Source organism: Vibrio xiamenensis (assembly GCF_900100015.1).
GTDB lineage: Bacteria > Pseudomonadota > Gammaproteobacteria > Enterobacterales > Vibrionaceae > Vibrio > Vibrio xiamenensis.
This window is the reverse complement of the sequence record NZ_FNDD01000001.1, coordinates 86,141-111,769: the sequence shown is the minus strand read 5'-3', so window position 1 is coordinate 111,769 and position 25,629 is coordinate 86,141. Positions and strand designations below refer to the sequence as shown.

The following is a 25,629-nucleotide window of genomic DNA, read 5'->3' as shown; positions in this document are numbered from 1 at the left end:
TCCATATTTTCATCAATGAGAACAAATGACTACATGCATAAAAAAACCCGCTCAAAGAGCGGGTAATGAGGTTGTCAGATAAGCTTCTCGCTTACTGTCGTTATTGACCAATCATTTTGCTTGGTCTTGTTGTACTTTTGCGTGTAGCTCTTGTACTGAAGTGACACTCGCCGTCGCATCTGAAGTGTGCGCCATACACGTAGCGAACGCTGCATTAAGCGTGGTGGTGTAGTTCACTTTCTCAGCCAAAGCGCCGCGACGCAGAACTTTCGAATCTTCAATCGCTTGACGGCCTGCCGCCGTATTCACGATGTAGGTATATTCGTTGTTCTTGATACGGTCAAGAATGTGCGGACGACCTTCGTGTACTTTGTTAACCAAGCGAGGGTTAATACCCGCTTCGCCTAGAATCACAGCAGTACCATGGGTCGCATCCAGTTGGTAACCCAGTTTCACCAGTTTAGAAGCTAGGTCAACCACTCGCTCTTTATCGCCTTCGCGCACAGAAAGCAGTGCACGACCACCTTCAGGATATACCGCGCCGCAACCAAGTTCTGCTTTCGCATACGCTTCAGCAAAGGTTGCCCCTACGCCCATCACTTCGCCGGTTGAGCGCATTTCAGGACCAAGTAGAGGGTCAACACCTGGGAACTTGTTAAACGGTAGCACCACTTCTTTAACTGAGTAGTAAGGAGGAATAATCTCTTTAGTAAAGCCTTGTGACTCTAGAGATTGACCCGCCATTACACGCGCAGCGATCTTAGCCAGCGGCGCGCCAGTTGCTTTTGATACAAACGGTACTGTACGTGCAGCGCGAGGGTTTACTTCGATGAGGTAAACTTCGTTGTCTTTGACCGCAAACTGAGTATTCATCAGGCCGCGAACACCCAATTCAAATGCCAGTTTCTCAACTTGCTCACGCATCTTGTCTTGGATTTCCTGGCTTAGCGTGTAAGCCGGAAGCGAACATGCTGAGTCACCTGAGTGAACACCGGCTTGCTCGATGTGCTCCATGATACCGCCGATAACCACGCGCTCACCGTCACAGATAGCATCGATATCCACTTCAGTTGCGTCATCAAGGAAGCGATCAAGTAGTACTGGTGATTCGTTCGATACGCTAACGGCTTCGTTAAAGTAACGGCGCAGGTCTTGTTCGTCATAGACGATTTCCATCGCACGGCCGCCCAATACATAAGATGGACGCACAACCAATGGGAAACCAATTTCTTTTGATTTCTCAATTGCTTGTTCCATCGCTGTCACGGTTGCGTTTTGCGGTTGCAAAAGACCTAGACGCTCAACCGCTGCTTGGAAACGCTCACGGTCTTCCGCGCGGTCAATCGCATCAGGGCTAGTACCAATGATTGGCACACCCGCCGCTTCCAATGCACGCGCTAGTTTCAATGGTGTTTGACCACCGTATTGAACGATAACGCCTTTTGGCTTTTCAACGCGTACGATAGACAACACATCTTCAAGCGTAACCGGTTCAAAGTACAAACGGTCTGAAGTGTCGTAGTCGGTTGAAACGGTTTCTGGGTTACAGTTCACCATGATGGTTTCGTAACCGTCTTCGCGCAGTGCTAGTGACGCGTGTACACAGCAGTAGTCGAACTCGATACCTTGACCAATACGGTTTGGACCACCGCCCAATACCATGATTTTGTCTTTATCGGTTGGGTTTGCTTCACACTCGTCATCGTAAGATGAGTACATGTAAGCGGTATCCGATGAGAATTCAGCCGCACAGGTATCTACGCGTTTGTAGACTGGGTGAATACCGAATTGGTCACGTAGACGACGAATTTCGTTTTCAGACACGCCAAGCAGTTTAGACAGACGTGCATCCGCAAAACCTTTGCGCTTCATTTTACGCAGCACATCTTCGCTCAAACCAGCGAAACCACCCGCTTTCACTTCCTCTTCCAACTTCACCAATTCTTCGATTTGCACCAAGAACCAGCGGTCGATATTGGTTAGGTTAAAGATACCGTCAACAGACAGACCAGCACGGAAAGCATCAGCGATATACCAAATACGCTCTGCGCCCGCTTCTTTTAGTTCGTAGCGGATTTTCGATAGCGCGTCTGGAGATTCCAGATCCACCATCTCATCCAAACCGCTCGCACCCACTTCAAGGCCGCGTAGCGCTTTTTGTAATGATTCTTGTTGGTTACGACCAATTGCCATTACCTCACCGACAGATTTCATCTGAGTAGTAAGACGATCGTTAGCACCAGCAAATTTTTCAAAGTTAAAGCGTGGAATCTTAGTCACGACGTAGTCGATGGTTGGCTCAAATGACGCTGGAGTCGCGCCGCCAGTGATGTCGTTCATCAACTCATCAAGAGTGAAACCAACCGCCAATTTCGCCGCAACTTTTGCAATCGGGAAACCCGTTGCTTTCGATGCCAAGGCAGAAGAGCGTGATACGCGCGGGTTCATTTCGATGATAACCATACGGCCATCTTTCGGGTTGATACCAAACTGCACGTTCGAACCACCGGTTTCAACACCGATTTCACGCAGTACCGCAAGCGATGCGTTACGCATCAGTTGGTACTCTTTGTCGGTCAGCGTTTGCGCTGGCGCAACAGTGATAGAGTCACCAGTGTGAATCCCCATTGGGTCGAAGTTTTCAATTGCACACACGATAATACAGTTATCGTTTTTGTCGCGAACCACTTCCATTTCGTACTCTTTCCAACCAATCAACGACTCATCGATAAGCAGTTCATTGGTTGGTGATAGGTCAAGACCACGAGTACAAATTTCATCGAACTCTTCCTTGTTATACGCGATACCACCACCGGTACCACCCATAGTGAAAGAAGGGCGAATAATACATGGGAAGCCAACCATATCGAGGACTTTGTACGCCTCTTCCATGGTTTTTGCCGTGTCAGCACGCGGACACTCAAGACCGATAGACTTCATCGCTTTATCAAAACGAGAACGGTCTTCGGCCTTATCGATAGCGTCAGCTGTTGCGCCAATCATCTCAACGCCAAACTCAGCAAGCACGCCGTGTTTTTCTAAATCAAGCGCACAGTTAAGCGCAGTTTGACCACCCATGGTCGGCAAAATTGCGTCTGGACGCTCTTTTTCAATGATGTTGCGTACCACTTGCCAGTTAATTGGCTCGATGTACGTGGCATCCGCCATCTCTGGGTCAGTCATGATGGTGGCTGGATTAGAGTTAACCAGAATAACGCGGTAACCCTCTTCACGCAGCGCTTTACACGCTTGAGCACCTGAGTAGTCAAACTCACAGGCCTGACCGATAACGATAGGTCCAGCACCTAAGATAAGAATGCTTTTAATGTCATTACGTTTTGGCATTGCTACTACTCCGGAATTAAGCGCTGTGTTGTTTAATCAAGTCAATAAAGTGGTCAAAAAGCGGCGCAGCATCGTGTGGACCTGGGCTGGCTTCTGGGTGACCTTGGAAGCTGAATGCTGGTTTGTCTGTACGGTGAATGCCTTGCAGTGACCCATCAAACAGCGATACGTGTGTCGCGCGTAGATTGTCTGGCAAAGTCGCTTCATCCGCAGCAAAACCGTGGTTTTGTGACGTAATCATCACCACACCGCGGTCGAGATCTTTGACTGGGTGGTTAGCTCCGTGGTGACCAAACTTCATCTTCACTGTTTGTGCACCGGACGCCAAAGCCAAAATTTGGTGGCCAAGACAGATACCAAATACCGGAATATTTTTATCTAGGAAGGTTTTGGTCGCTTCAATCGCGTAAGTACATGGTTCTGGGTCACCAGGGCCATTTGACAAGAAAATGCCATCTGGGTTTAGTGCCAACACCTCTTCTGCTGAAGTTTGAGCTGGAACGACAGTCAAGCGGCAGCCACGGTCAACCAACATACGTAGGATGTTGCGTTTGGCGCCAAAGTCGTAAGCAACAACATGGTAAGGGAGTTCGGCAGCGGTTTTCGCTTCGGGTAAGCCACCTTCTAGCGTCCATGAACCTTGTTGCCATTGATAAGTTTCTTGAGTGGTCACTTCTTTCGCCAGGTCCATACCTTTTAGGCCTGGGAATTCTTGCGCTTTAGTCAGTGCGAGCGCTTGGTCTAAGTTATCGCCAGCCATAATGCAGCCGTTCTGAGCACCTTTTTCACGCAGAATACGCGTTAGCTTGCGGGTATCGATATCCGCGATACCGACGATATTTTGCGATTGAAGGTAACTAGAAAGGGTTTGTTCACTACGGAAGTTAGAAGCGATAAGAGGAAGATCGCGAATCACAAGGCCTTGGGCGTGGATTGAAGAGGATTCTTCATCTTCGGTATTAGTACCGGTATTGCCAATGTGAGGATAAGTAAGAGTGACGATTTGTTGGGAATAGGAAGGATCAGTGAGGATTTCTTGGTACCCCGTCATCGAGGTATTAAAAACAACTTCACCAACGGATATACCATCTGCTCCAATGGAAACACCGTGGAACACTGTCCCATCTTCTAGGACTAACAGTGCTGATTTACTCAAGACAACCTCCAGAATAAAAATGCATAAAATATAAATTAAATTGCAAACTTGCCTTCCTTAACACGAACACTGCTCGAATTCATGGGGTGTAGACAAATTGGCGGTATTCTAATGACGCCATTACAAACTGTCAACATGGTTCAAAAAATAAATTTACCTTTTAAATAGCTAAAGAACTGATTAATCGCATAAGGCTTAAAAAACCAACTTTACTTACGATAAAAGGTCAAAAATTAGCACCTTTAATCTTTAAGGGGTTAATTTTGCCTTCTAGCACGACGTTTTATATCTTGCTGGTCAAGCAAACGTTACGCACTCGCCTTTATTATGTTCTTTTACCCACTTTGAGTGATTTTTTATTTATAACACTCAAAATAGATAGCCAAATTGTACCAAAAGGTAAAAACAGACCAATTAGAAACCCGTTCCCCATTTTACCGTAAAAAAAAAGCGCCGAGCAAGCTCGACGCATAATTATCCATTTACAGTTCATTCAGCCCGAGCACATCGGTCATGGTATAAAAACCGCTCGAATGGCCATCTAACCACACCGCAGCTTTCACCGCGCCATTGGCAAATGTCATCCTATCAGTGGCTTTATGCGTGATTTCCACACGCTCGCCAATATCGGCAAACATTGCGGTGTGTTCACCGACGATGTCACCCGCTCGAATCGTCGCAAAGCCGATCTCTTCACGTTTACGTTCGCCAGTAATGCCTTCACGTGCATAAACAGCCACATCACTCAATTTATTACCCATGGCCCCAGCGATCGCTTCGCCCATACCGATAGCAGTACCTGACGGAGCATCAACTTTATGGCGGTGATGGGCTTCAATCACTTCGATATCGCAGTAGTCACCCATCACTTTAGCGGCTTTCTCTAGCAGCTTGAAGACAAGATTGACGCCAACACTGTAGTTAGGCGCCATTACCACAGCAACACTTTGCGCATATTCATCGATACGTTGACGCTCTTGCTCACTAAAGCCTGTCGTGCCAATCACAATTTTCTTTTGGTACTTTTTGCACAGTTCAAGATTGGCAAGCGTACTTGCTGGCGCGGTAAAGTCGATGATCACATCGTAATCGTCAACATGTTTTTCAAGGTCATCAACCACAGCAATGCTAAGCTTTCGTTCACCACATAGTTCGCCAATATCAACGCCTACCAGTGATGACTCAGGGCGTTCAGAGCCCGCACCTAATTCGGCTTGAGGATGATGCAACGTCGCCTTAACTAGGTTACGCCCCATTCGTCCTGCTGCTCCTGCAATCGCAATTCTAACCATTGCTGTATCTCCATCTTTTGCAATGAAATTTTCACTGCATTTTGTCTCATTGATTCCAATAAATTAACAATATTCGGCTCGAACCACCAGCATTTAAGCGAACTCAGTCACAACCCGCTCAAGGATCGGCACATTAGCTTCGGGAAACGCGTACTCAGGGAGTTGTTTAATATCAACCCAGCATCCTTGTTGTCCTTCGCGACCATACGGTTCACCTGAAAATTCGGTTACTAACATAAAATCAAATGTCAGCGATTTATCTGGGTAGTCGTATTCAAGATGTTCAAAGCTTTGCTGTTGGAGAACTTCAATCCCCACTTCCTCATTTAGCTCACGCGCCATCGCTTGCTCGATGCTCTCCCCAGATTCCACTTTGCCGCCAGGAAATTCCCAGTAGCCGCCTTTGTGTTTATCATCCGGGCGTTTGGTTATATAAACTTGAGACTGCTGGGGATTAAAAATAATCGCTGCTACGATGTGAATACGCTTCATTGATTTCACCTTGTTGGTATCGCTCGAGTGGAACAGATTCGAATGTAAAAAAAGAGTCGCGACTGCGACTCTTTTTGTTTTCAACCTTACCATTTAATCACGAGATCTGACCATGGCAATTTTTGTATTTTTTACCACTACCACATGGGCAAGGCTCGTTGCGACCGACTTTACGTTCTTCACGCACCATAGGCTGGTGATCGTCGCCTTGATTGTCGTCGTCACCCAAACCATCTGCCGAAGCATGTTGTGCTTGCGCAAGGCGAGCGGCGGCTTCAGCTTGAGCTTGACGCTCGGCTTCCATACGCTCAACTTCTTCTTGTTGCTGAACACGAACTTTCGACAGAATAGTAATCACATCGGTCTTCAGTGCATCAAGCATACCTTCAAACAGTTCAAACGACTCACGCTTGTATTCCTGTTTCGGATTCTTCTGTGCGTAGCCGCGTAAGTGGATACCTTGGCGAAGATGATCCATTGCCGCTAGGTGCTCTTTCCACAAAGTATCAAGCGTTTGCAACATCACCGATTTCTCGAAGTTACGTAGCACTTCGCTACCAACCACTTCTTCTTTGGCTTTGTAAACTTCAACCGCAGCATCAATCACTTTTTCACGCAGCGCTTCTTCGTAAAGCTTGTCGTCTTCTTTTAGCCATTGCTGAACCGGTAGATCGAGGTCGAAGTCGTTTTTCAAACGCTCTTCAAGACCTTCAACATCCCACATATCTTCAAGCGATTGCGGTGGAATGTATTCGTCAATAACTGCAGTCAGAACATCAACGCGGTTTTGCTCAAGCATTTCGCTGATATCGTCAACGTTCATCAACTCATCACGCAATTCGTAAACCACTTTACGTTGATCGTTCGCCACGTCATCGTATTCCAATAGCTGCTTACGAATATCAAAGTTACGACCTTCGACTTTACGTTGCGCTTTCTCAATTGAGCGCGAAAGCATCTTCGATTCAATCGCTTCACCTTCATCCATACCGCTTTGAATCAAGCTCGCCATACGATCAGAAGTGAAGATACGTAATAGCGTATCTTCCATAGAAAGATAGAAACGTGAAGAACCGGCATCACCTTGACGACCAGAACGACCACGTAACTGGTTATCGATACGACGTGACTCATGACGTTCAGTACCAATAATGTGTAGACCGCCAGACTCAAGCACTTGATCGTGGATTTGACGCCACTCAGCTTTGATCGCATCAATCTGTTCTTGAGTTGGGTTGTCCATTGACTCAACTTTGCTCTGCCAGCTACCACCAAGCACAATATCGGTACCACGACCTGCCATGTTGGTTGCAATAGTTACCGCACCAGGCATACCCGCTTCCGCAACGATTTCCGCTTCTTTTTCGTGGAATTTTGCGTTCAGTACATTGTGCTTAACTTTGGCTTTCTTCAGGGCGTTCGATAGCAGCTCTGATTTTTCAATCGAGACCGTACCAACCAGCACGGGTTGACCTTTTTCTACGCGCTCTTTGATGTCTTCAATGATTGCAGCAAATTTCTCTGCTTCAGTGCGGTACACCACATCTGGCATATCATTACGAACCATAGGACGGTTGGTTGGAATAACCACGGTTTCCAAGCCGTAAATTTGCTGGAATTCGAAAGCTTCAGTATCCGCAGTACCTGTCATGCCCGACAGTTTTTCGTACAAACGGAAGAAGTTTTGGAAAGTGATCGAAGCTAAAGTTTGGTTTTCGTTTTGAATCTTAACGCCTTCTTTAGCTTCAACCGCTTGGTGTAAACCTTCTGACCAACGACGACCATGCATTGTACGACCAGTGTGTTCATCAACGATCACGACTTCGCCGTCGTCAGTAACAATGTAATCAACGTTACGTTCAAACAGTACATGAGCACGTAGCGCTGCATTTACATGGTGAAGCAAACTGATATTGGCTGGCGAGTAAAGTGTATCGCCCTCTTCCATCAAACCATTTTTAATTAAGAGTTCTTCAACAAACTCTTGACCATTTTCGGTGAGGTAGACTTGTTTTGATTTCTCATCAACCGTGTAGTGGCCGTCGCCACGGTACTCTTCAGAATCTTCTTTATCTTGCTTTTCAAGGTTAGGGATCAGAGTGTTGATACGAGTATAAAGATCAGAACTGTCTTCGGCTGGGCCAGAGATGATAAGCGGAGTACGAGCTTCATCGATCAAAATCGAGTCAACTTCATCGACCACAGCAAAGAAGCGAGCGCGCTGAACACGGTCTTCAGCACGAAACGCCATGTTGTCTCTTAGATAGTCAAAACCAAATTCGTTGTTGGTTCCGTATAAGATGTCAGCTAAATAGGCTTGTTTCTTTTCCTGAGGCGGCATATTTGGCACGTTAACGCCAACGGTCATACCTAGGAATTCAAATAATGGGCGGTTGGTCTCGGCATCACGAGCAGCCAAGTAATCGTTCACGGTAACGACGTGAACACCTTTACCAGGAAGTGCATTCAAGTAAGCAGGAAGCGTTGCGGTAAGGGTTTTACCTTCACCTGTGCGCATCTCTGCGATTTGACCAGCGTTCAATACCATGCCGCCAATCAACTGCACATCAAAGTGACGCATGCCATACACACGTTTTGATGCTTCGCGTACTGTCGCAAACGCTTCAGGAAGAAGTTGGTCTAAAGTTTCACCTTGCTCTAGGCGTTGGCGGAATTCAACTGTCTTCGCTTTTAGCTCTTCATCTGAAAGCGCTTCGAAGGTTGGCTCGTAATTATTTATTTCTTTAACAATTTTTCTAAGGCGGCGTAATGTACGATCATTGCGACTGCCAATTACTTTTGTCAGTAGCTTAGCTATCATTTGTTATGAATCTCTCTTTACTACGATCGGTTGCGATCTGATCTCAATGCCTTCAGTCTCTACCAGTTTTTAACTAAGAATACTGAGTTAAGTCATTTATCGATGTGATATGGTGACGATAACTTTCATTTTCAAGGCTTCAGGTTATAAGTGGGCATTAGTGTAAGGAATTTTTACACGAACGACCAACAACAAAGTCATTTGTTTGAACCACTTTTAATTTTTTTTATCAATAATTGGTGTGCTAGGGATAATCTGTCGTTGCTCGCCATGATCAGTTACACTAATCAAAACAGTGCACTAAGGTTTTTCATGAGAGATCATCGCCCGACATTAGGCAACGATATTATTTCACAATCGCGATTTGCCGAACTGCAACAGCAGGCTTCAGAGATCTTAAAATTAAATCAAGATCTGCGGAAGATCTTGCCACGCGGAACGGAAGATCATTGCCGGGCGGCGAATATTCGCGACGGCCAATTGATTTTAGAAACCGCCAGCGCCGCGATCAAAATGAAGATCGACTACGATCGTCTGCATATCTTAAATCAGTTGAGAACGCTCGGTTATGCACGCTTGATTGCCGTCACTGTGGTGATCAACCCCAGACTCTATGAACAGAAGAAGTCAAAAGACCAGCAGTCAGCTCCGCGCCGCGACCCAATTTCACAAAATGCTGCCGACTATTTGACGATGATCGCCGAGAACGCCTCACCGAAAGTTAAGAAACGTCTTGAACAACTCGCCAAATTGGCGCAACCAAAGGACAACTAAAGTGCACAAAAAAACCAGGCCTAAGCCTGGTTTTTAGTCATTCTAGCGTTTATGCAAGAACCATCGTTGGATCTGCAAATGCAACTGGAGACGTCGCGTCTTCTTCGAAGGTTGCCCATTCCCAAGCGTCTTGCGTCGCAAGGACTTTACGCAGCAACTGGTTGTTTAGACCGTGACCAGATTTAAATGCGCGGAACTCACCTAAAATCGGGTGACCACACATGTATAAATCACCGATAGCATCCAACACTTTGTGAGTCACAAACTCGTTTTCAAAGCGTAGACCTTCTTCATTAAGAATTCGGTAATCATCCAGTACGATAGCATTATCGAAACTACCACCTAATACAAGATTCTGTGATTGTAAGTATTCGATATCACGCATAAAACCGAATGTACGTGCACGTGAAATCTCTTTAACAAAACCTTGCGTAGAGAAGTCAAAGCGCAAGTGTTGCTCATCCGCTTCAATTGCAGGGTGGTTAAATTCGATTTCAAAATCCATACGGAAACCGTTGTATGGTACGAACTCAGCCCATTTATCGCCATCTTCAAAACGAACGGGTTTCTTGATACGAATAAAACGCTTAAGTGCATTTTGCTCTTCAATACCCGCTTGTTGCAGTAAGAAAACGAATGGACTTGCGCTGCCGTCCATAATTGGAATTTCAGGCGCATCCACCTCGATGATCACGTTATCTACACCCATACCTGACAGCGCAGAGCTCAAGTGCTCAACAGTCGAGATACGGATACCGTCATCATTGACCAATGCAGTACATAGCATTGTATCTCGAACAGCGGCCGGGTCAGCTGGAAAATCAACTGGCGGGTTCATGTCTGTACGACGATAAATGATACCAGTATTTGCAGCAGCAGGGCGAAGAGTCAGCGTGACTTTACGACCAGAGTGGAGACCCACACCAGTTGTTTTCACTATTTCTTTCAGAGTTCTTTGTCTGATCATCTGCTTGCCTCTTATTTAGTGCTACAAATCACGGTCAACGAGATTCATTGACCGCGGATCGTACCACAAATTTGAACCTTGTCAAATTCTGATGAAATTTTAGTCAGCTTGACGGCGCAAAAATGCAGGAATATCTAAATAGCCACTCTCTTTGTCAGCTTTAGGGGCTGCACTCTGATTTCCTGCTGAACCTGACGCCGTCGAAGTCGATGGCGAAGATTGAGCCGTCGTCTGAGTTCTTTCTTGCAAAGGTTGTGCCACTTTCTCTTCAACTTTTACCGTCGCTGCTGGCTGCTGTACCGCTGCAGTTTGCTGTACTGGCGCAACTTTCGATTTGCCACCAGCAACCAAAGTGATATCCGGTTTTCTCTCGTTGCCAATACCTGTAGCAACGACAGTTACGCGAATTTCATCAGCCATATCTGGATCGAGCGATGTACCAATAACCACAGTCGCGTTATCGGAAGCAAAGGCTTTAACGGTATTACCAACGGTTTCAAACTCGTCAAGACGCATGTCTAAACCAGCGGTAATATTAACTAACACGCCGCGCGCACCAGCTAAATCGATATCTTCCAAAAGTGGACTCGAGATCGCCATTTCAGCCGCTTCTTCTGCACGGTCCTCACCTTTCGCAACACCGCTACCCATCATTGCATGACCCATCTCTGACATCACGGTACGTACGTCCGCAAAGTCGACGTTGATCATGCCAGGGCGAGTGATGAGTTCAGCGATACCTTGCACCGCATTTTTCAGCACATCGTTTGCGCTCGCAAATGCTTCCAGTAAGGTAATGCCACGTCCTAGAACTTTGAGTAGCTTTTCGTTCGGGATAGTGATCAGAGAGTCAACATGCTTAGACAGCTCTTCAATACCTTGTTCAGCAAACGCTAAACGCTTCTTTCCTTCGAAGCTGAACGGTTTAGTGACAACAGCAACAGTTAAAACGCCAAGCTCTTTAGCGACTTCTGCAATCACTGGAGCGGCACCTGTACCTGTACCACCACCCATACCAGCTGCGATAAATACCATATCGGCACCGGTGAGATATTCTTTAATGCGATCTTTATCTTCAAGAGCGGCATCACGGCCAACTTGTGGATTCGCACCAGCTCCTAAGCCTTTAGTGATGTCACCACCAATTTGAATGACACTACTAACGCTGGTTTTGCGTAACGCTTGCGCGTCGGTGTTGACGCTGATGAATTCCACACCTTCGATGGATTCACGCACCATGTGTTCTACGGCGTTACCGCCACCGCCACCTACTCCAACGACTTTAATTACTGCATCGTCAGACATTTCCATCATCGGTTCAAACATGTGTTATCTCCGTTTTTCCTGCTGCTCAGGTTAAAACTCTTTTTGTATCCAGTTACGTAAGCGTTCGAACCAATTCGACGTTGCGAGACGTTTTGGTTCGCTATATTCAGTCTCATCATTGATCTGACTGTCTCTTGCGTAATGAAGTAAACCAACTGCCGTAGAATGATACGGCTCTTTAACGTAATCTGTTAGCCCGCTCACCTCGAGAGGCTTGCCGACTCGAACTTGATTGCGGAAAACGCGTTCCGCACACTCAACCAAACCTTCAATCTGAGCAGCGCCTCCAGTGAGGACTACACCTGCTGCAAGATGGTGTTTAATACCCTCTTCACGCAGTTTCTCTTGAACAGTATCGATAGTTTGGTTAACTAAACCCATTAACTCAGTGTAGCGAGGTTCAATCACCTCCGACAAGGTTTGTCTTTGCAAACTTCTCGAAGGGCGGCCTCCAACACTAGGGACATTAACAGTATCGTCCTTGCTAACTAACTCACTCAGCGCGCAACCGTATTTGACTTTAATCTCTTCGGCGTCGCTAAGGGGTGTACCGAATGCAAATGCAATGTCACTAGTAACCGCATTTCCCGCATAAGAAAACACTTCTGTATGACGCAGTGCGCCGCCGGTCCAAATGGCAACATCCATTGTACCAGCACCGATATCAACAACACATACGCCCAGTTCACGCTCATCTTCGGTGATAACCGCATTACTTGCCGCTAAACCGGAATAGACCAGTTGATCCACACGAAGACCGCAGCGCTCAACTGCTTTAATAATGTTTCTCGCCATATCGTTATGGCAAGAAATAAGATGCACGCTGACTTCCATGCGCACACCTGATAAACCTAGCGGATTTTTAATCCCTTCTTGGTAATCGATGGTAAATTCTTGCGGAATAACATGCAGAATTCGCTGTTCATCACCAATTTTAATTGATTTCGCGGTATGAATCGCGCGATCCATGTCTTCTTGTGAGACCTCCTCATCAGAGATAGTTCCCATCCCTTTTTCAATTCGACTGGCAATATGTTTACCAGAAAGGGAAATAAAGACTTGGCTGATCTGGCACTCTGCCATCAACTCTGCTTGGTCAATGGCGCGCTGAACCGATTTTACGACCGACTCTAAATCATTAACACCGCCCTTATCCATACCACGAGAAGGACTAGTACCGGCACCAATAATATTGATTTGTCCATCTGGTAATATTTCACCTACTAACGCTGAAACGCTCGCAGTACCTATATCAAGGCCGACTATAATGTTGTCATCAGCGGTCTTAGTCATCAGAATTCTCTTGTTCTAACTCTTGCTCTGGAAACCAACCCACCGCGGCTCCCGTGTCATACCTAAGGTCAATATAACTGACTTTTTCGGTGTCATTACCTAAACGACGATATAAAGCAAAAAATCGCGCAATACGCTCATTGAGTGACTCTTTGCCTAATTCTAAGCGAATGCCATTATCTAATATAATTTGCCAAGCGCGGCGTTCATTTAGCACTAAAGAGGTTATTTTTAATCCAATCTGCTTAAATTGCGGCGTCATCTCTCGCCACACAGAAAGCACCTGCTTACTGGTGCCTTTTGGACCGTATAGTTTAACGTAGTCGCCTTTAAGTCGACCAATATCACCGTTAAACACTACCCCTTTGTCATTTATTAATTCATTGCCATTCCAAATTGCAGCCGCGTGATATTCGGTTAAAAATATTTTTATTGTATCCGGCCACTGTTTGCGAATCGACGCATGTTCAACCCAAGGTACTTGCTGTACTGCATTCTGCAGCACATTAATATCTTGGGACATAAATGTACCAATATGATCAAGCCGCCCGATAACCTTTTGAATATCTTGGGCAGCTACATAATCTAGTTCGCCTTGTAACACGATCTTCGATAATGGAAGACGTTGGTCATCCCACATCCAAGAAAGTGTTGAATAGATGATAGAGCCAATCAATACTGCCACTATCAGCAAAAACGTTCCGCCAATAGCGTGCTCTTTCACCACCGGAGAGTCCGAGATTCGACGACCTTCATTTAAAGCACTTTTAATCAAAGTCCGTTATTCCTACACTCCACGGGCAATTTTGTTTCACTTCTATTTAATCGCAATAGAGGAAAAAATACTTGCTTTAACCTTCGGATTATACTGAGGTCAATAAAAGTATCAAATATTGAAAGTGAGAAATGTCTCCGTAAGTTAAATAAAGAATTTGAGCAACCGCTCACTTACGCTTTCTCACTCTTTAGCATTTGTTCAATATTCAATTTTAGACTGGCCAGATGCTTGGCTACTTTGCCAACATCGCCAGCCCCTTGAGTAAGTACTAAGTCACCGTCTTGTAAAACATTTGCCAAGACTGACGGCAGAGCACTGCCATCTGGGACAAATATCGGATCGATTTTACCACGACCACGAATAGTACGACATAACGCACGCCCATCCGCCCCCGCAATCGGCTTCTCTCCCGCAGGATAGACGTCCAACATCAGCAAAACGTCGACTTGTTCTAAAACATTGGCAAAGTCATCATAAAGATCACGCGTTCGACTATAGCGGTGAGGCTGGAAAATCATCACCAAACGCTTTTCAGACCAACCATTACGTGCCGCTTTAATCGTGACATCCACTTCCGTTGGGTGATGACCATAGTCATCCACCAGCATGGCTTTGCCTTTACCAGTTTCAAATTCACCAAGGTGGTCAAATCGGCGACCTGTGCCTTGAGTTGCTGCCATCGCGGCTAAAATCGCGTCATCGCTAATGTCATCTTCTGTTGCAACAGCGATTGCCGCAGAAGCATTTAATGCGTTATGGCGACCAGGAATATTCAGCGTAATATCGAGATTCGAACGGCCACTGCGCACGACAGTAAACTGACCTTGCTGGCCGATTTGACGGTAGTTCTCAATCCGCACATCTGCATCTTCAGAAAAACCGTATGTAATCACCTGGCGGCTAACTTTCGGAATTAATTCACGAACCACAGGATCATCGATACACAAAATAGCCTGACCATAAAATGGCAGGTTATGGAGAAAATCGATAAACGTCTGTTTCAGAGTATCGAAGTCGCCGCCATACGTGTCCATATGGTCGGCTTCAATGTTAGTGACGATGCTGACCATAGGTTGCAGGTATAAAAACGACGCATCGCTTTCATCGGCTTCGGCAATCAAAATGCGACTCGAGCCTAGGCGCGCGTTAGTGCCAGCGCTCTTCACCAAACCGCCGTTAACAAACGTCGGATCTAAGCCTGCCTCAGAATAAATTTGCGTGACCAACGCGGTCGTGGTGGTTTTACCATGAGTCCCCGCAACGGCAATACCGTGGCGAAAACGCATTAATTCCGCCAACATTTCAGCGCGGCGAACCACAGGAATTCGCGCGCGTCGCGCGGCAATGATTTCCGGGTTTTCTTCGTTAATCGCGGTAGACACCACCACCACACTAGCGTTTTTAACGTTTTGTTCTTGGTGGCCAAGATAAATTTGCGCGCCTTTTTCAGCTAAACGCTCGGTTACTGGGTTGGCAGCCAGATCTGAACCTGAAATTTGATAGCCTTCATTTAGCAACACTTCGGCAATTCCGCTCATGCCTGCGCCGCCAATACCAATAAAATGGATTGATTTAACGCGGCGCATCTCAGGCACCATGGCGCGAATTTGAGTTAAGTTCTGTTTGTGTTCAATGGTCATCAAATTTTCTCATTTATTGCTGATCGCGACGATAGCGTCAGCGACAACTTTATCGGCGTTTAACTTCGCGGCGTGTCTTGCGTTCATCGCCATGGTCATCAGTTCGCTGCGGGTTAAGCCCAAGAGTTGCTCAGCGAGCTTTTTCGCGCTGAGATCAGGTTGCTCAATCATTAATGCGGCGCCACATTCTACCAGATGATCTGCATTGAGTGCTTGTTGGCGATCTTTATGCATAAACGGGACAAAGATCGCGCCAACACCGGCTGCAGCTACCTCTGAAACCGTCAATGCCCCAGAGCGGCAAACCAGAATATCAGCCCACGCATAAGCGTCAGCAACATCATTAATGAATTCAACCACATCTACGTGATTGACGTTTGCACTTTGGTATTCTGCATTAACGGATTGAGCGTTATTTTTACCCGCTTGATGGCGAATTTCAAAACCATCACCCAGCAGCGCTGCGGTTTGTGGCAAAGTCTGATTGAGGATTCGCGCTCCTTGGCTGCCCCCCATAACCAGAATGCGAATTGGCCCTTCTCGGCCAGCCATACGCACTTGCGGCTCTTCCAAGTTCACCACATCTGAACGCACTGGGTTGCCGACCACTTCAGCATGCTGAAATGCGCCAGGAAAGGCTTGAAAGACTTTGTTGGCAATTTTGGCAAGCCAGCGATTGGTTAACCCTGCAACCGCATTTTGCTCATGCAGCACCACAGGAATGCCTAAAGTCCAAGCGGCGATGCCGCCAGGGCCACTGACATAACCGCCCATACCGAGAACCGCATCAGGCTGCCACGTTTTGAGATGTTTGCGCGCTTGGCTAATGGCGTTAATAATTTGAAATGGCGCTTTAACCAGCTTCATCAAGCTCTGACCACGAAGTCCTTTAACGCGGATAAAATCGATCTCAATACCGTGCTGCGGTACAAGATCCGCTTCCATACGATCTTCAGTGCCCAGCCAGCGAATCTCCCAACCTTGGGATTGCAATTGTTTGGCGACCGCAAGCCCCGGGAAAACGTGTCCGCCGGTCCCGCCTGCCATCACCATTAAACGTTTATTGTTTTTCGTCATTCAGTTCTGTCGTTATTTGTGTTTGTTCTGGAATGTTTTGCTCGGCGATATCAAGTGCATTGGCTTCGCCGTGAAGCTGTTTCAGTCGGCATTCATGGTCAATACGCAGCAAGATTGACACCGCCACCGACATAATAATCAAACTGGAGCCACCGTAACTAATCAGCGGCAATGTCAAACCTTTGGTCGGAACAATACCCGCAGCAGCGCCCACATTAACTAAGGTCTGGAACGCAAACCAGATGCCAATCCCAAAAGCGAGATAACCACCGAAATTCAAGCCGTTCTCAAACGCCTTTTTACCGATCAAAATCGCTTTCAACACTAAGCTGAAAATCAGCACCAGCACCAAGGTTACCCCGACGAATCCGAGCTCTTCAGCCACAACCGCGAACACAAAGTCAGTGTGCGCTTCCGGTAAGTATTCCAATTTCTGAATCGAGTTGCCAAGCCCTTGACCAAACCACTCACCACGGCCAAATGCCATCAGCGATTGAGTCAGCTGATAACCGCTACCAAATGGGTCTTCCCATGGGTCAAGGAACGAGGTAACGCGGCGCATACGATAGGGCTCAATTAAAATCAGTCCGACCACTGCGGCGATACCAGCCACCATTAACGCCAAGAATTGAGTCAATTTAGCGCCAGCAATAAACAGCATGCCAAACAGAGTCACCAGCATTACGATCACTGTGCCCAAGTCGGGCTGCATCAGTAATAAACCCGCTAAAGTGGCAAACACCATGATCGGTTTGATAAAGCCGCCAAAGAAAGTTTGTCGCACTTCATCATTTTTACGCACCAGATAACCGGACATAAAAATAAACAGTGACAGTTTGGCTACCTCAGCAGGCTGTAAGTTAAACAGCCCGAGTGGAATCCAACGCGAAGCACCATTCACCGAGTGCCCACCGACTAACACCACCACCAACAAAACCACAGAAACACCAAGCATGGCGGTACTGTATTTCATCCAGCGATTGAGCGGCACTTGCAAAATCACCCCGGATGCTGCCAGCGCTAAAGTTAAGAAAATCGCATGGCGAAACATAAAGTGAAACGGTTGATGAGTCAGCCGCGAACTGATTGGAAACGAGGCGGAAGTCACCATCACCAAACCAATCAGCATCAAACCAAGGGAAATCCACACTAACTGGCGGTCAAACAACACCTGAGGTGAGGGTCGAGTCACCCAAGATTTAAAGTGAGTGATGGAATCACGAACGGCCATTCAAACTACCTAATCAAGCTAAAATGCGTACTGCTGCGCGAGCGCTGCAAACGCATCGCCTCGAGCCATAAAATTACTGAACTGGTCAAAACTGGCACATGCTGGCGAGAGCATCACCATATCTCCGGATTTGAGTCGCGGCGCAATATCGGCGATCACGTCTTGCATGGTGTCATAGTGCTTGGCTGATGGATGAAGCGGCATAAATTGCTCTGCATCGCGACCAAAGCAGCACAGTTCAACCGGTAACGGCGCAAGTGCTGGTTTTAGATCAGAAAAATCGGCGCCTTTACCCACACCACCCACCAGCAAATACAAACTGCCGCCACACTCAAGCCCATACAATGCAGCTAGCGTGCTCGCAACATTGGTTGCTTTGGAATCATTGATCCATTTAATACCTTGATTATCAGCAACAACTTGGCAGCGATGTGTCAGTCCACTGTAATTTCTTAGCGTGGTCAGCGCTTTTTTGTAATCAATCCCGGCGCTGTCCAATAACGCTAATACCACCAGCACATTGGCTAGGTTATGACGGCCAACCAAAGTCAGCTCAGAACTTGGCATGATCGGCGTATTACGCTGGGCTAACCATTCCGCGCCTTGATGAGTCACCAACCCAAAATCGGCCTTAGGATCGAGGCCAAATGACACCAAAACTTTACCGACTTGGTCTGGATAAGTCGCCTCATCTTGCAAGTTCACGACGCAGTATTTGGCGTTGTCAAAGATCCGCAGCTTGGCTTGGCGATAATCTTCCATGCCGTGATAGCGGTCCATATGGTCTTCAGATAAGTTCAAAAATGCCGCAGCCACCAGTTCCAGACTTGATGTGGTTTCAAGCTGAAAACTCGACAGTTCCAACACATAAAGATCATTGTCTTGGTCGATTAGCTCAAGTGCTGGTACACCAATGTTACCGCCGACTCCGACCTTTAACCCGCAGGCTTTGGCCATTTCGCCAGTTAAATCAGTCACGGTACTTTTGCCATTCGAGCCGGTAATCGCAATCACTGGCTTTTCAACATGCCAAGCAAACAGCTCAATATCACCAACCACCGGAACACCCGCTTCGATAGCCAATTGCAGCTCTGGTGTTGCAAGCGCAATACCGGGGTTAACCACGATGAGATCGGCGTCATTCAGCCAAGCTTGTTGCCAGCCGCCGCAATGCAGCTGAACATCATTTGGCAGCTTTTCCGCACCTGGCGGCGTACTGCGAGTATCAATAACCTTGATTGACGTCGAGGGCTGATGACGCTTGAGGTAATTCACGACCGATAGCCCCGTAATGCCCAATCCGACTACAACAACTTGATGTATGTGTTGCCAACCCTTCGCAGTCATCGAAAACTCCTAAAATGATCAGAGCCGAGTCATAGACTCGGCCGAAAAATAAAACTGTGTACTGTTCAAGACTTAGCGGACTTTGAGCGTCGCTAAACCAAATAGCACCAACACAATGGAGATAATCCAGAAACGCACGATAACCCGTGGCTCTGGCCAGCCTTTCAATTCGTAGTGATGGTGAATTGGCGCCATTCTGAAGATACGTTGACCACGCAGTTTGTATGAGCCAACTTGCAGAATCACCGACAGCGTTTCCATGACAAACACACCGCCCATGATCACCAATACGAATTCTTGGCGAACCAATACCGCGATAGTGCCAAGCGCGCCGCCCAATGCTAAGGAGCCAACATCGCCCATAAACACTTGAGCTGGATAGGTGTTAAACCACAAGAATCCAAGCCCAGCACCGACCATTGCCGTACAGAACACCACTAACTCAGAGGTGTATGGAATATATGGAATGTGCAAATAGTTGGCGAAGTTAACGTTACCGGTTGCCCAAGCAATCGCCGCAAACCCCGCAGAAACCAACACAGTTGGCATGATAGCCAAACCATCCAAACCGTCGGTAAGGTTAACCGCGTTACTGGTACCCACAATCACAAAATAGGTCAGCACAATATACATCAAGCCCAGTTGCGGCATGATGTCTTTGAAAAATGGCACCACCAGTTGTGTCGCGGCGGTATCTTTGCCGTGAACGTACAAAGCAAACGCGACGACCAAAGCAATCGCCGACTGCCAGAAGTATTTCCAGCGCGCGATCAAGCCATCGGTGTTCTTACGCACGACTTTACGATAGTCATCGACAAAACCCACCACGCCATAGCCAAGTAATACTGCAAGCACAGCCCAGACATAAGGGTTAGAAAGATCGGTCCACAGCAATACCGTGATTGCGATCGAGGCGAGAATCATGATTCCGCCCATGGTCGGGGTTCCGCGTTTGCTATAGTGGGATTCTGGCCCATCGTTACGCACGACTTGGCCAATTTGCAAAAGTTGTAAACGCTTAATTAGGCGAGGTCCCATCCACAAAGAGAGTGCGAGTGCGGTGAGAATGCTGAGAATGGCTCGAAAAGACAAATACTCAAACAATCGAAAGAAAGAAAAGTATGGCTGTAGCAGTTCGGCAAGCCAAATAATCATTAATAGTTCTCCTTAAGCGCAGCGACGACTTTACTCATTCCCGCACTGTTTGCGCCTTTTACGAGCAAAGTGTGCTGAGTATCTTGAGATTCGTTTAATTGCTGCAGAATAAAATCCACCATGCTTTGGTGGTTATTAAAATGCGTTCCTTGGCATGCATCGCAGATCGCTCGCGCGTCTTCGCCGTAGGTCAATACATGCTCGAAATGGAATGGGGCAGCATGTTCCCCGACTTGACGGTGAAGTGCAAGACTTTCCTCGCCAAGCTCGGCCATATTGCCCAAAACCAACCAACGTTGCCCCTGATAATTCGCCAACAAGTCTATGGCTGCTTTCATGGCTGGTACGCTGGCATTATAACTGTCATCGATAAGAGTGATGCTATCGCTAAGCTTCACCACTTCAACGCGCCCTTTTACGTTCTGCAATTGACCAAGACCGTTTTTGACCATGTCGAGGCTAGCGCCCATCTCTAGCGCCAGTGCCGTTGCGGCCAATGCATTAGCCACATTGTGTTTACCTGCGATGGCTAGTTGAATCGACACTTCGCCAATAGGGGTGTGCAGCACAAAGAACGCCTCACCTTGCGCGTTGAGCACAACATCCGACGCGAAATAATCGGCATTCACATCGGCAAGGGAAAAGGTTTTCACTCGCTTATCGGCTAACACATCACTCCAATAAGAGCCGCCATTGCTTTGCGAATTGACGACGGCGACAGAGCCAGGTTCCAGCCCTTGGTAGATTTCACCTTTGGCTTGCTTAACGCCATCAATACTGCCAAAACCTTCTAAATGTGCAGCGGCGACATTATTCACTAGCGCCACTTGCGGCTTAACCAGTTTAGTCGTGTAGGCAATCTCACCAATATGGTTAGCGCCTAATTCCAGTACCGCAAAACTATCTTGCGGCGTAGAACGCAACAGCGTAAGCGGCACACCAATATCATTATTGAAGTTGCCAGCGGTATACAGCACTTGGCCTTGGGCCGACAAAATACTGGCAACCATCTCTTTGACTGTGGTTTTGCCACAGCTACCGGTAATCGCCACCGTCGGTGTTTGACAGCGCTGATGAACATAAGCGCCTATTTGTCCAAGCGCCAACTTGGTATCTTCAACGAGGATTTGCGGCGCAGTAACATCGTTAAGGATTCGACTCACCAGCAGCACTTTGGCGCCAGCTTCTAGAGCCGTTGCTGCCATATCATGACCGTCAAAGCGCTCACCGATAAGCGCAACAAACAGCGCGCCGACTTCTAGGGTTCGAGTATCGGTTGATACCGAATCAATTTCTTCATCTTGGCCAATTAATTGGCCCTCAACAACCGAGGCAATCTCACTCAGTTTTAATGTGATCACAACGCTACCTCCAACAGCTGAGCAGCACTCTCGCGATCAGAGTAGTGCACGGTTTGACTTCCAATTACTTGATAATCCTCGTGACCTTTCCCTGCAAGTAAAACAATGTCGTTTTCTGACGCTTGTTCAAGAGCAAAAGCCAATGCGCGAAATCTGTCGTGCTCAACCGCCGCTTTTTGCGGCGAGGTCAAGCCGTTTTGCATATCGGTAATGATGGTGTTTGGGTCTTCACTGCGCGGGTTGTCATCGGTCAAAATCACTTGGTCGGCCAGACGTTCCGCGATTTGTGCCATCATCGGGCGTTTACCCGCATCGCGATCGCCGCCACAGCCGAAAATCGCCCATAGTTGCCCTTGGCAATGCACGCGCAATGCTGACAACGCTTTTTCAAGCGCATCTGGCGTATGTGCGTAGTCAACCACGACTTTGGCTTTGCCCGTTTGTTGGAATAATTCCATTCGTCCAATCACAGGTTTTAATTGACCAGCACAATCAATCAGGTCGGATTTATTGAACCCCAAGGCCAGTAAAGTCGTCAATGCTAATAATAAATTACTAGCGTTAAATTGACCTATGAGCGGTGCGGTCAACTTCCCGTCACCAAATCGACCAGAAAATGACAAACTGATGCCCTGCTCACTGTAGGTCACATCCGTTGCATAAACGTGCTTTGCAGAGTCGGATTGCGGCTGCAGCGACACACCAATCGCTTGAGGTAATTGGCTAATCCATTGCGCGCCAACTTGATCGTCGATGTTTAATACCGCTTGCTGGCAATCATGCTCAGTAAACAAGCTCATCTTGGCTTTGGCATACTCTTGCATCGTGCCGTGATAATCCAAGTGGTCGCGACTTAAATTGGAAAAAATGCCAACTTGAAACGGTAAGTTACGAACTCGCCCTTGAACCAGACCATGAGAAGAGACTTCAAGTGCAGTGAACTGTGCACCTTGCTGCTCTAGTTCGCTTAAAGTCTGCTGAATTTCAATCGCATTCCCGGTGGTATTGGCGGCTTGCTGGAGATTGGCTAAAAAGCCATTACCCGTGGTTCCCATAACCGCGGCGCGGCGCCCAAGTAATTCAAGCCATTGAGCAATCAATTGGCTGATGGTGGTTTTACCGTTGGTGCCGGTCACGGCAATCAGTTGATTAGACGCCAGCGGATACAGACGCATCGCTAGCGCTGAAAGATGTTGATTGAGGTCGTTGAGATAGAGAATCGGTACATCACTTGGCTGGTGCATTATGATATCGCCATGGGCGTGCTGCTCATCGGCTTGAGCAATCACCGCGCTGGCACCAGACTGGGTCGCAGCGGAAATAAACTGACGTCCATCCATCGCATGGCCTTGAATGGCAACAAAAACCGTGCCCGGAGTGACTTTTCGACTGTCGAGTTGTAACTCGCGAACGGGTAATTGAGCGACCGCATGGGCGGAAATATCACACCAAGGTGAGACGAGCTCACCTAGGGTCATCACTTGAGCTTGTGTCATGTCTCTATCTCTTAATTAAAGCGGTTCTCATCAGGGGCAACGTTGAGAATTTGGAGCGTGCCTTTCATAATTTCAGAGAACACTGGGCCGGCAACCGAACCGCCGTAGTACAAGTCACCTTGCGGCTCATTCACCACCACCACCAAAGCAACCCGTGGGTCACTGACCGGCGCGAGACCTGCGGTCAGCGCGACGTATTCATCACTGTAGCCACCCGCATCGGCTTTGCGCGATGTACCAGTTTTAGCCGCAATACGATAGCCTGGCACCGCAGCTTGAGTAGCGGTACCACCTGGCTGAGTAACGGTTTCCAACATTTTCAATACTTTTTCCGCGTTATCATGGTTAAACACCTGGCGCGATAAGTCTTCTTTGTTGTTTTCAATAATGTGAATCGGTTGATATTTACCTAAGTTGCCCAAGGTTGCGTAAGCGTGCACTAACTGAAGCGGCGTTACCGAAATACCGTAACCAAATGCCAAAGTTGCAATTTCAAACTTAGACCAGCGGCGGCGATTAGGGAAAATACCCGTAGTTTCACCGACTAAGTTCAAACCCGACACTTCGCCAAATCCGACCGAGCTGTACATTCCGAGTAATGAATCAAGCGGCATCCCTAACGCGAGATGAGCCACGCCGATGTTACTGGATTTCTTAAGAATTTTAGTTAATGACGCCTTTCCGACAACAGAGGAATCACGCACCGTACTACCACCAATACGCATGCGGCCATTACCGGTATCGATAATGGTATTTTCATCGGCGGTCCCATTATCAAGAGCGGCTTGCACCACAAAAGGTTTGATGGTTGAACCAGGTTCGATTGCGTCAGTAATGACTCGGTTACGCATCTTAAACGATTGTAAATCTGAGCGATTATTCGGGTTATAAGACGGCGCATTCACCATGGCTAACACCGCGCCAGTTTTGACATCTAAAATGACCGCCGAACCCGAGGTAGCACGATAATCCGCAACCGCTTGTTTGATAGCGCGGTAGGCGATGGCTTGAATGCGCTGATCAATCGTCAGCTCAAGCGGCTTACCCTCTTCACGCTCTTCAAGTGAGATGTTTTCCACCACCCGTCCGTAACGGTCTTTACGAATAATGCGTTTGCCCGCTTCACCTGTGAGCCATTTGTCGTAGCTGCGCTCAACGCCTTCTAAACCGTGACCGTCTATCCCGGTCACGCCCACAAGGTGAGCACTGACTTCTCCCGCAGGATAGTAACGCTTAGATTCGGATTTCAGCCCAATCCCCGGCAATTTTAGTTCGCGAATGTAATTCGACATCGCAGCACTAACCTGACGCTGCAAATAAATAAAACGCCGCGATTTGTTTTCACGAATTTTATTAATCAAATCATCACGTTTGAGGCCAAGCACATCAGCCAGTGCGTGCCAGCGATCGATATCGTCAAGGCCGCCCTGTTTGAAAATCGTCGCAGGATCTGCCCATACCGCATCGACCGGCACACTGACCGCGAGTGGTTCGCCGTTACGATCGGAAATGATGCCGCGTGCTGAATGCAATGTTTTGGCGCGCACTGAGCGCAAGTCGCCCTGTTTAATCAGGTTGTCGGGTTGGATAATTTGGATGTAGGCAATTCGGCCAATCAGCAGAGCAAAGGCGCTGAACACGAAGAGTAAAATCAGATAAAAGCGCCACTGAATAAGGATGGGTGCCGCGGTATTTGACTTGCTTGAATGGGTCGATTTAGTCGATTTGGAATTCGGTTTGGGCGTTTTTTTCTTGGTTGTCATTTGAGCGTAATCACCACTTCTTTGTCCGCATCAGGACGTTTCATCTCCAGCTCATCTTTGGCAATATTTTGCACGCGACTATGCTCTGACAGTGCGGTTTCTTCTAATAACAAGTTGCGCCATTCACCATCCAAGCGGTCCCGTTCGCTTAATGCTTGATCTTTTTCAGACACCGCATCGCGAGTATGGTGCGTCATAAACACCACTCCCATCGCCGATGCAAAAATCAAAACCAGCAAAATCAGAGGAATACGACCTGCAGTAAACAGATCGCGAACGATTAACTTAGCGAGATTGGGGCTTGGTTGGCTCATA

19 protein-coding genes are annotated in these 25,629 nt (G+C 47.4%); 1 reads left to right on the top strand and 18 read right to left on the bottom strand.

The features are described 5' to 3' along the window. Positions 1 to 111 precede the first annotated feature (111 nt). The 5 genes from carB to secA all read right to left on the bottom strand — a co-directional run bounded on the left by carB (position 112) and on the right by secA (position 9,106). Positions 112 to 3,345: a carbamoyl-phosphate synthase large subunit gene (carB, locus tag BLS03_RS00505; RefSeq protein WP_093268200.1), complete on the bottom strand. Its 3,234-nt coding sequence runs from the start codon at positions 3,343 to 3,345 to the stop codon at positions 112 to 114. A gap of 16 nt (positions 3,346 to 3,361) precedes the next feature. Beyond that, positions 3,362 to 4,501 carry a glutamine-hydrolyzing carbamoyl-phosphate synthase small subunit gene (gene carA / locus BLS03_RS00500; protein ID WP_093268198.1) on the bottom strand — a complete coding sequence of 380 codons (1,140 nt, stop codon included), beginning with the start codon at positions 4,499 to 4,501 and terminating at the stop codon, positions 3,362 to 3,364. A gap of 482 nt (positions 4,502 to 4,983) precedes the next feature. Next, complete coding sequence (gene dapB, locus BLS03_RS00495; RefSeq protein ID WP_093268196.1) at positions 4,984 to 5,793, bottom strand: 4-hydroxy-tetrahydrodipicolinate reductase; 810 nt, start codon at positions 5,791 to 5,793, stop codon at positions 4,984 to 4,986. Positions 5,794 to 5,886: 93 nt separating this feature from the next. Next, entirely contained in the window at positions 5,887 to 6,285 is a 399-nt protein-coding gene (gene mutT / locus BLS03_RS00490) for an 8-oxo-dGTP diphosphatase MutT (RefSeq protein WP_093268194.1), read from the bottom strand. 97 nt (positions 6,286 to 6,382) lie between these two features. Beyond that, on the bottom strand, positions 6,383 to 9,106 hold the full coding sequence (gene secA, locus BLS03_RS00485; protein WP_093268191.1) for a preprotein translocase subunit SecA: 2,724 nt from the start codon (positions 9,104 to 9,106) through the stop codon (positions 6,383 to 6,385). Between the two features lie 312 nt (positions 9,107 to 9,418). Here secA and BLS03_RS00480 point away from each other — a divergent pair, with 312 nt between their 5' ends. Next, a complete protein-coding gene (locus BLS03_RS00480) occupies positions 9,419 to 9,880 on the top strand; it encodes a DUF721 domain-containing protein (RefSeq protein WP_093268189.1) in 462 nt (153 codons plus the stop codon). 49 nt (positions 9,881 to 9,929) lie between these two features. Here BLS03_RS00480 and lpxC read toward each other — a convergent pair whose 3' ends face one another. From lpxC to ftsL, 13 genes are all read right to left on the bottom strand, one after another. After that, a complete protein-coding gene (lpxC, locus tag BLS03_RS00475) occupies positions 9,930 to 10,847 on the bottom strand; it encodes a UDP-3-O-acyl-N-acetylglucosamine deacetylase (protein ID WP_093268186.1) in 918 nt (305 codons plus the stop codon). 99 nt (positions 10,848 to 10,946) lie between these two features. Next, the gene (gene ftsZ / locus BLS03_RS00470) at positions 10,947 to 12,173 is read right to left on the bottom strand and encodes a cell division protein FtsZ (RefSeq protein ID WP_093268184.1); all 1,227 of its coding nucleotides are present in this window, start codon (positions 12,171 to 12,173) and stop codon (positions 10,947 to 10,949) included. 30 nt (positions 12,174 to 12,203) lie between these two features. Then, positions 12,204 to 13,466 carry a cell division protein FtsA gene (gene ftsA / locus BLS03_RS00465; protein WP_093268181.1) on the bottom strand — a complete coding sequence of 421 codons (1,263 nt, stop codon included), beginning with the start codon at positions 13,464 to 13,466 and terminating at the stop codon, positions 12,204 to 12,206. Further along, the gene (locus BLS03_RS00460; protein WP_093268179.1) at positions 13,459 to 14,241 is read right to left on the bottom strand and encodes a cell division protein FtsQ/DivIB; all 783 of its coding nucleotides are present in this window, start codon (positions 14,239 to 14,241) and stop codon (positions 13,459 to 13,461) included. Before BLS03_RS00460 ends, ftsA begins: the two co-directional genes overlap by 8 nt. Positions 14,242 to 14,414: 173 nt before the next feature. Continuing rightward, positions 14,415 to 15,884 (bottom strand): UDP-N-acetylmuramate--L-alanine ligase, encoded by a 1,470-nt coding sequence (gene murC, locus BLS03_RS00455; protein ID WP_093268177.1) that lies wholly within the window; start codon positions 15,882 to 15,884, stop codon positions 14,415 to 14,417. Between the two features lie 9 nt (positions 15,885 to 15,893). After that, positions 15,894 to 16,961, bottom strand: coding sequence for an undecaprenyldiphospho-muramoylpentapeptide beta-N-acetylglucosaminyltransferase (murG, locus tag BLS03_RS00450; protein WP_093268174.1), 1,068 nt, complete (start codon positions 16,959 to 16,961; stop codon positions 15,894 to 15,896). After that, entirely contained in the window at positions 16,945 to 18,192 is a 1,248-nt protein-coding gene (ftsW, locus tag BLS03_RS00445; protein ID WP_093268171.1) for a cell division protein FtsW, read from the bottom strand. Before ftsW ends, murG begins: the two co-directional genes overlap by 17 nt. 18 nt (positions 18,193 to 18,210) lie before the next feature. Continuing rightward, positions 18,211 to 19,539 carry a UDP-N-acetylmuramoyl-L-alanine--D-glutamate ligase gene (murD, locus tag BLS03_RS00440; protein WP_093268169.1) on the bottom strand — a complete coding sequence of 443 codons (1,329 nt, stop codon included), beginning with the start codon at positions 19,537 to 19,539 and terminating at the stop codon, positions 18,211 to 18,213. Between the two features lie 72 nt (positions 19,540 to 19,611). Next, the gene (gene mraY, locus BLS03_RS00435; protein WP_093268167.1) at positions 19,612 to 20,694 is read right to left on the bottom strand and encodes a phospho-N-acetylmuramoyl-pentapeptide-transferase; all 1,083 of its coding nucleotides are present in this window, start codon (positions 20,692 to 20,694) and stop codon (positions 19,612 to 19,614) included. Continuing rightward, entirely contained in the window at positions 20,694 to 22,055 is a 1,362-nt protein-coding gene (locus BLS03_RS00430) for a UDP-N-acetylmuramoyl-tripeptide--D-alanyl-D-alanine ligase (protein WP_093268164.1), read from the bottom strand. The genes mraY and BLS03_RS00430 overlap by 1 nt, the downstream gene beginning before the upstream one ends. Next, positions 22,052 to 23,551 (bottom strand): UDP-N-acetylmuramoyl-L-alanyl-D-glutamate--2,6-diaminopimelate ligase, encoded by a 1,500-nt coding sequence (gene murE, locus BLS03_RS00425; protein WP_093268162.1) that lies wholly within the window; start codon positions 23,549 to 23,551, stop codon positions 22,052 to 22,054. The genes BLS03_RS00430 and murE overlap by 4 nt, the downstream gene beginning before the upstream one ends. Before the next feature lie 11 nt (positions 23,552 to 23,562). Next, entirely contained in the window at positions 23,563 to 25,314 is a 1,752-nt protein-coding gene (locus tag BLS03_RS00420; protein WP_093268159.1) for a penicillin-binding transpeptidase domain-containing protein, read from the bottom strand. Beyond that, positions 25,311 to 25,628: a cell division protein FtsL gene (gene ftsL, locus BLS03_RS00415; protein ID WP_093268156.1), complete on the bottom strand. Its 318-nt coding sequence runs from the start codon at positions 25,626 to 25,628 to the stop codon at positions 25,311 to 25,313. The genes BLS03_RS00420 and ftsL overlap by 4 nt, the downstream gene beginning before the upstream one ends. Position 25,629 lies beyond the last annotated feature (1 nt).

Excerpts from the sequence above, each read along its gene's own strand:
- carB (WP_093268200.1), bottom strand. The coding sequence starts at position 3,345 with ATGCCAAAACGTAATGACATTAAAAGCATTCTTATCTTAGGTGCTGGA.
- murE (WP_093268162.1), bottom strand. The coding sequence starts at position 23,551 with ATGACACAAGCTCAAGTGATGACCCTAGGTGAGCTCGTCTCACCTTGG.
- lpxC (WP_093268186.1), bottom strand. The coding sequence starts at position 10,847 with ATGATCAGACAAAGAACTCTGAAAGAAATAGTGAAAACAACTGGTGTG.
- murC (WP_093268177.1), bottom strand. The coding sequence starts at position 15,884 with ATGACCATTGAACACAAACAGAACTTAACTCAAATTCGCGCCATGGTG.
- murG (WP_093268174.1), bottom strand. The coding sequence starts at position 16,961 with ATGACGAAAAACAATAAACGTTTAATGGTGATGGCAGGCGGGACCGGC.
- mutT (WP_093268194.1), bottom strand. The coding sequence starts at position 6,285 with ATGAAGCGTATTCACATCGTAGCAGCGATTATTTTTAATCCCCAGCAG.
- ftsA (WP_093268181.1), bottom strand. The coding sequence starts at position 13,466 with ATGACTAAGACCGCTGATGACAACATTATAGTCGGCCTTGATATAGGT.
- ftsZ (WP_093268184.1), bottom strand. The coding sequence starts at position 12,173 with ATGTTTGAACCGATGATGGAAATGTCTGACGATGCAGTAATTAAAGTC.
- ftsW (WP_093268171.1), bottom strand. The coding sequence starts at position 18,192 with ATGGCCGTTCGTGATTCCATCACTCACTTTAAATCTTGGGTGACTCGA.
- BLS03_RS00480 (WP_093268189.1), top strand. The coding sequence starts at position 9,419 with ATGAGAGATCATCGCCCGACATTAGGCAACGATATTATTTCACAATCG.
- BLS03_RS00420 (WP_093268159.1), bottom strand. The coding sequence starts at position 25,314 with ATGACAACCAAGAAAAAAACGCCCAAACCGAATTCCAAATCGACTAAA.
- mraY (WP_093268167.1), bottom strand. The coding sequence starts at position 20,694 with ATGATTATTTGGCTTGCCGAACTGCTACAGCCATACTTTTCTTTCTTT.
- dapB (WP_093268196.1), bottom strand. The coding sequence starts at position 5,793 with ATGGTTAGAATTGCGATTGCAGGAGCAGCAGGACGAATGGGGCGTAAC.
- secA (WP_093268191.1), bottom strand. The coding sequence starts at position 9,106 with ATGATAGCTAAGCTACTGACAAAAGTAATTGGCAGTCGCAATGATCGT.
- murD (WP_093268169.1), bottom strand. The coding sequence starts at position 19,539 with ATGACTGCGAAGGGTTGGCAACACATACATCAAGTTGTTGTAGTCGGA.
- ftsL (WP_093268156.1), bottom strand. The coding sequence starts at position 25,628 with ATGAGCCAACCAAGCCCCAATCTCGCTAAGTTAATCGTTCGCGATCTG.